Raw genomic sequence first — 5,687 nt, forward strand, 5'->3', positions numbered from 1 at the left:
CTGATGATTCGCTCGCTGACGCTCGCTCACGCACCCTCCCCGGGGAGCAGCCAGAGCAGCCCGCCGGCGGTGGCCAGCGCGGCGAGCAGGCCGGTGATCACCAACGCGCGGCGCGACGCGCCCTGCTTGTACAGCGACCACACCCCGCCGACCAGCACCCCGGCCAGGATCAGCAGCAGCGTCGGCAGCATCGCGCGCATCAGAGCGCCCCCTTGGTGCTCGGGATCGCCCCGGCGTTGTGCGGGTCGATCGCGGTGGCCTCGCGCAGTGCCCGGGAGACCGCCTTGAACTGGGCCTCGACCACGTGGTGGGCGTCCGGGTGGCCGCCGGGACGGGCCGCCCGCAGCACGTCGACGTGCAGGGTGATCCGGGCGGCCTGGCCGAACGACTCCCAGATGTGCCGGGTCATGCTGGTCGGGTAGACCGGCCCGATGTACGGCGCGAGCGCAGGCTCGTCGTGCACCACGTACGGCCGGCCGGACAGGTCGACCGCGGCCCGGACCAGGACCTCGTCCATGGGGACGGTGGCCGAGCCGTACCGCCGGATGCCGGCCTTGTCCCCCAGCGCCTGGTCGAACGCGGTGCCCAGGGCGAGCGCGGTGTCCTCCATGGTGTGATGCGCGTCGATCTCCAAATCGCCGACGGTGTGCACGGTCAGGTCGAAGCCGCCGTGCCGCGCGATCTGGTGCAGCATGTGGTCGTAGAAGCCGACGCCGGTCTCGATGTCGGCCCGGCCGGTGCCGTCGAGGTGGAGCTCGACGAGGACCTTGGTCTCCTTGGTGACCCGCTCGATACGGGCGGTGCGACTCATGATGAAAGCTTCTCCATGGCGGCGAGGAAGGCGTCGGTCTCGGCGGGGGTGCCGGCGGTGACCCGCAGCCAGCCGGGCAGGCCGACGTCGCGGACCAGCACGCCCGCGTCCAGCAGGGTGCGCCAGGCCGCGGCCTGATCGCCGCCGACCTCGACGAGGACGAAATTGGCGTCGCTGTCGGCGACCCGGTGCCCCCGGGCGCGCAGCTCCGCCACGATCCGGTCGCGCTGCTCCATGATCGCGGCGACCGTGCCGAGCAGGGCGTCGCGGTGCGCCAGCGCCGCGCGGGCGGCGGCCTGGGTGAGCGCGGAGAGATGGTAGGGCAGCCGCACGAGCTGCACCGCCTGCACCACGGCCGGGTCGGCGGCCAGGTAGCCGAGCCGCCCGCCGGCGAAGCCGAACGCCTTGCTCATCGTCCGGGTGACCACCAGTCGGGGGTGGTCGGGCAGGACGGCGAGGGCGCTGACCGTGCCCGGCCGGGCGAACTCGGCGTACGCCTCGTCCACGATCACCATGCCGGGCGCCTCGGCCAGCACGGCGGCGACCACGGCGGGGTCGAGGGCGGTGCCGGTCGGGTTGTTCGGCGAGCAGAGGAAGACCACGTCGGGCCGGTGCGCCCGGACCTGGGCGACCGCCTCGGCCGCGGTCAGGCCGAAGCCGACGCCGCGCTCGGCCGGGATCCAGCCGGTGCCGGTGCCGAGCGCCAGCAGCGGGTGCATCGAGTACGCCGGGGTGAAGCCGAGCGCGGTACGCCCGGGACCGCCGAACGCCTGGAGCAGCTGCTGCTGGATCTCGTTGGAGCCGTTGGCCGCCCAGACCTGGTCGACGGTCAGCCCGTGGCCCAGGTACGCCGCCAGGTCGGCGCGGAGCGCCACCGCGTCCCGGTCCGGGTAGCGGTTGAGGTCGCGCAGCTCGGCCGCGAGGGCCTTGGCGATCGCGTCCACCACCGGCTCCGGCACGGGGTAGGAGTTCTCGTTGGTGTTCAGCCGGACCGGCACGTCGAGCTGCGGTGCCCCGTACGGCCGCAGCCCGCGCAGGTCGCCGCGGATCGGCAGGTCGCCCAAGGTGGTCACGAACTCTCCCCCGCGAACCGGACACTGACCGCCTGGCCGTGGGCCGGCAGGTCCTCGACCCCGGCCAGGGTCACCACGTGCGGGGCGACCTCGCGCAACGCGTCCTGGCTGTATTCGACCAGGTGGATACCGCGCAGGAAGGACTGCACGGACAGCCCGGACGAGTGCCGGGCGCAGCCGCCGGTGGGCAGCACGTGGTTGGAACCGGCGCAGTAGTCGCCGAGCGACACCGGCGACCAGGCGCCGACGAAGATCGCCCCCGCGTTTCGCACCCGCATCGCCCAGTCGCGGGCGTGCTCGGTCTGGATCTCCAGGTGCTCGGCCGCGTACGCGTCGACCACCCGCAGGCCCGCCTCGAGGTCGTCGACGAGGACGACGCCGCTCTGCTCGCCGCGCAGCGCGGTGGCGATCCGCTCGGCGTGCTTGGCCGCCGGCACCTGCCGGGCCAGCTCCGCGTCGACCGCGTCGGCGAGCGCCACGGACGGGGTGACCAGCACGCTGGCCGCGAGCGGGTCGTGCTCGGCCTGGCTGATCAGGTCGGCGGCGACGTGCGCCGGGTCGGCCGTGTCGTCGGCGAGGATGGCGATCTCGGTGGGGCCGGCCTCGGCGTCGATGCCGACCACGCCGCGCAGCAGCCGCTTGGCGGCGGTGACCCAGATGTTGCCCGGACCGGTGACCAGGTCGACCGGCGCGCAGCGCTCGGTGCCGGCCGGGTCGACGGCCGCCCCGTACGCCAGCATGGCCACCGCCTGGGCGCCGCCGACCGCGTAGACCTCGTCGACGCCGAGCAGCGCGCAGGCCGCCAGGACCCGCGGGTCGGGCAGGCCGCCGTTGTCCTGCTGCGGCGGGCTGACCACCACCAGCGAGCGGACCCCGGCCGCCTGGGCGGGGACCACGTTCATCACCACGGTCGACGGGTACATGGCCAGGCCGCCGGGGACGTAGAGGCCGACCCGGTCGACCGGCACCCAGCGCTCGGTCACCGTGCCACCCGGCACCACCTGGGTGGTGTGGTCGGTCCGGCGCTGCTCGGCGTGGACCCGGCGGGCCCGGGTGATCGACTCCAGCAGCGCGGCGCGGACCTGCGGGTCGAGTGTGCCCTCGGCCTCGCGGATCGCCTCGACCGGCACCCGCAGGCGCTCCGGGCAGATGCCGTCGAACCGTTCGCTCGCCTCCCGGATCGCCCGGTAACCATGCTCCCGGACCGCCTCCACCAGGGGACGGATCCTCTCGACGGCCACCGACACGTCGAGCTGGGCACGGGGCAGCAGGCGGCGCGGGTCGCGCGTCCCGCCGCGCAAGTCGATCCGGTTCAACACCCTTGCAAGTCTAGGCGGGCCGGTCCCGGACCGACCGGCGCCGCCCGTACGGCGGGACGGTGAGCCGGGACACGTCGGCCGTGCCGGGTCCGGCTACCCTCGGACGCGTGACCGCACGGCTGCCGGTGTTCCCGCTCGGGACGGTCCTCTTCCCCGGGCTGGTCCTGCCGCTGCACATCTTCGAGGAGCGCTACCGGGCGCTGGTGCGCCACCTGGTCGGGCTGCCGGAGGGCGTGCCCCGGCAGTTCGGGGTGGTGGCGATCCGGGCCGGCTGGGAGGTGGCCCTCGGCGCGGGCCGGGCCGGCGGCGACGTGACCCTGCACGAGGTGGGCTGCACCGCCGAGCTGCGGCAGGTCACCGAGCTGGACGACGGCGGCTACGACATCGTCACGGTGGGCCGGCGGCGGTTCCGCATCGCCGAGGTGGACGAGGGCGCCGCGCCCTACCTGACCGCCGAGGTGGAATGGCTGCCCGAGCCGGCCGGCACCGACGAGGTGGCCGACCTGCTCGCCGCCCGGGTGATCTCGGTCTTCCGGCAATACCTGAGCCTGATCCGGCCCGACCCGCAGGAGATCTCCGAGCAGCTGCCGGAGGACCCGACCGTGCTGTCGCACCTGGTCGCCGCCACCGCCGCGCTGACCGTCGCCGACCGGCAGCGGCTGCTCGCCATCGACGACACCGCCGCCCGGCTCCGGGCCGAGCTGCGGCTGCTCCACCGGGAGACGTCGCTGCTGCGCCACGTCCGGGCGGTCCCGGTCCCGCTCAGCGAGCTGGCGGGTCCTCCGGCGTCGAACTGAGTTCGGGGCCGGCCGGGTCGCCGTCGGGCTCCGGGCGCAGCGACGGCCACCGCGACCAGCCGGCCAGCAGGGTGTACGTCACGGCCACGCCGAGCGCGGGCAGCAGCAGATTGCCGTACGGCACGGGCAGCACGTGCAGATACCAGTCCACGCCGCCGGCCCGCAGGTCGGGCGGCTTGGTGAAGGCGGCCCCGTCCGGCGCGGTGGCCAGCAGCCGGTGGTAGGTGCCCAGCCCGAGGCGGCGGCCGAGCTGCCAGGCGACCAGCGCCGCGCCGAGGCCGCCCAGGGCCCCGGCGAGCAGGCCCACCGGGCCGCGCCGGCGGCGCAGCAGGAACCACAGCACGATCGCGGCGAGCACCCCGAAGCCGAGCCCGAGCAGGCTGAACCAGCCGTCGGCGGCGATCGGCTGCTGGGGCTGCGGCGTGGCGTAGATGGCGCCCTCCGCGGTCTTGCGCACCGGAGTGCCCGGCGCCACGGCCGCCCAGAGCAGCCCCAGCGGCGCACCGAACCCGGTCAGCACGAGCGCGGCGCCGAGGGCGATCCGGACCGGCCGGCCCCGGCCGGTGGTGGGCGGCACACCGGTTGGGCAGTCGGGGACCGCGTGGTCGGGGGCCGGGGTGGGAGGGTGGCCGCCCTCTGGACCGCCGGACGGGCGGTCGGGGCCACCGGGCGCGTCGGGACAGTCGGCGGCCCGCTCGCGGTCAGGGGTGTCCGGACTCACCCGGTGATCCTCTCAGGCGACGGGCCGGCACGGGACGGCGGTCAGCGGGTGAGCGGCTCCAGCATCGCCGCGGCAGCCTTGAGCCAGGCCTGCCGGGTCTCCGCCTGGAGCTGGTGGTAGTCGATCGAGGAGCCGGTCTCCAGCGCCGGGTCGTAGGGCACCACCGCGACCGCCCGGGTCCGGGTGGCGAAGTGCCGCTCCAGGTCGTCCTGCAGCGCGCTGCGCCCCGGCGTCGGGCAGGAGATCAGGGTCACCGCGTTGTCGGCCAGCTCGCCCATGCCCTCCTCGTGCAGCAGGTCGAGCATCCAGTCCGCGCTGAACGCGGCGTCCTCGCGTGGCACGGTGGTCACCACGAGCTGGTCGGCGGCCTGCATGACGGTACGCCAGTTCGGGCTCTCCACGTTGTTGCCGGTGTCCACGCAGATCACGTCATGGGTACGCCGCAGCAGCTCCAGCACCCGCTTGACGACGAACTGGTCCAGCCGCTGGGCGAACCGGGGGCTCTCCTCGCCGGCCAGCACGTCGTACGAGCCGTCGGAGGCGTGCCGCAGGTAGTCGTCGAGGTGCTCCAGCAGGGTGGCACCCTCCATGATCTCGATGTGGGCGAGGTCTTGGATCAGGTGCCGGATGGTGCGGGCGTGCCGGGCGCTGCCGGCCCGCAGCCCGAGTGTGCCGCGCAACTCGTTGTCGTCCCAGGCGAGCACCCCGCGCCCGCGCACGCTGCCCACCGTCGCCGCGGCGAGCACGGTCGCCGTGGTCTTGTGCACCCCGCCCTTCGGGTTGGCGAAGGCGACCACCCGTGGACCGCCCAGCTCGCGGCGGAGCACCCCGGCGGCCCGCTCCAGCCCGTTGTCCGACTCAGGGGCGCGCCACTCGACCCGGGCCCGCTCGACCCGCACCCGGTAGCTGTCGGCGGCCGGCGGAGCCGGGTAGGTCGGGGCGGGCAGGGCCGGCGGAGCCGGGTAG

Annotated in this window: 7 protein-coding genes; 1 reads left to right on the top strand and 6 read right to left on the bottom strand. The window is 75.1% G+C overall.

The annotated features are described in order from the left end of the window. Window positions 1–26: 26 nt before the first annotated feature. The 4 genes from ACNAW0_RS29675 to hisD are packed head-to-tail and all read right to left on the bottom strand — an operon-like array spanning window position 27 to window position 3,203. Window positions 27–200, bottom strand: a complete 174-nt coding sequence (locus tag ACNAW0_RS29675) for a hypothetical protein (RefSeq protein ID WP_416291350.1) — start codon at window positions 198–200, stop codon at window positions 27–29. Next, a complete protein-coding gene (hisB, locus tag ACNAW0_RS29680; protein ID WP_416291351.1) occupies window positions 200–811 on the bottom strand; it encodes an imidazoleglycerol-phosphate dehydratase HisB in 612 nt (203 codons plus the stop codon). Before hisB ends, ACNAW0_RS29675 begins: the two co-directional genes overlap by 1 nt. Further along, window positions 808–1,884 (bottom strand): histidinol-phosphate transaminase, encoded by a 1,077-nt coding sequence (locus ACNAW0_RS29685; protein ID WP_416291352.1) that lies wholly within the window; start codon window positions 1,882–1,884, stop codon window positions 808–810. Before ACNAW0_RS29685 ends, hisB begins: the two co-directional genes overlap by 4 nt. Beyond that, a complete protein-coding gene (gene hisD, locus ACNAW0_RS29690) occupies window positions 1,881–3,203 on the bottom strand; it encodes a histidinol dehydrogenase (RefSeq protein ID WP_416291353.1) in 1,323 nt (440 codons plus the stop codon). The genes ACNAW0_RS29685 and hisD overlap by 4 nt, the downstream gene beginning before the upstream one ends. Before the next feature lie 107 nt (window positions 3,204–3,310). On the opposite strand from hisD, the gene ACNAW0_RS29695 reads away from it, so the two are divergent. Further along, the gene (locus ACNAW0_RS29695; RefSeq protein ID WP_416291354.1) at window positions 3,311–4,000 is read left to right on the top strand and encodes an LON peptidase substrate-binding domain-containing protein; all 690 of its coding nucleotides are present in this window, start codon (window positions 3,311–3,313) and stop codon (window positions 3,998–4,000) included. On the opposite strand, the gene ACNAW0_RS29700 is transcribed toward ACNAW0_RS29695, so the two are convergent. Continuing rightward, on the bottom strand, window positions 3,966–4,721 hold the full coding sequence (locus ACNAW0_RS29700) for a DUF2567 domain-containing protein (protein ID WP_416291355.1): 756 nt from the start codon (window positions 4,719–4,721) through the stop codon (window positions 3,966–3,968). The two genes, ACNAW0_RS29695 and ACNAW0_RS29700, sit on opposite strands and share 35 nt — an antisense overlap. Before the next feature lie 41 nt (window positions 4,722–4,762). After that, window positions 4,763–5,687 (bottom strand): MinD/ParA family ATP-binding protein (locus ACNAW0_RS29705; RefSeq protein ID WP_416291356.1); only part of this gene is annotated, 925 nt, incomplete at its 5' end.

It is taken from the genome of Micromonospora sp. SL1-18 (assembly GCF_047921505.1).
Lineage (GTDB): Bacteria > Actinomycetota > Actinomycetes > Mycobacteriales > Micromonosporaceae > Micromonospora.

Coding starts and splice junctions, on each gene's coding strand:
- ACNAW0_RS29675 (WP_416291350.1), bottom strand. CDS start 200: ATGCGCGCGATGCTGCCGACGCTGCTGCTGATCCTGGCCGGGGTGCTG.
- hisB (WP_416291351.1), bottom strand. CDS start 811: ATGAGTCGCACCGCCCGTATCGAGCGGGTCACCAAGGAGACCAAGGTC.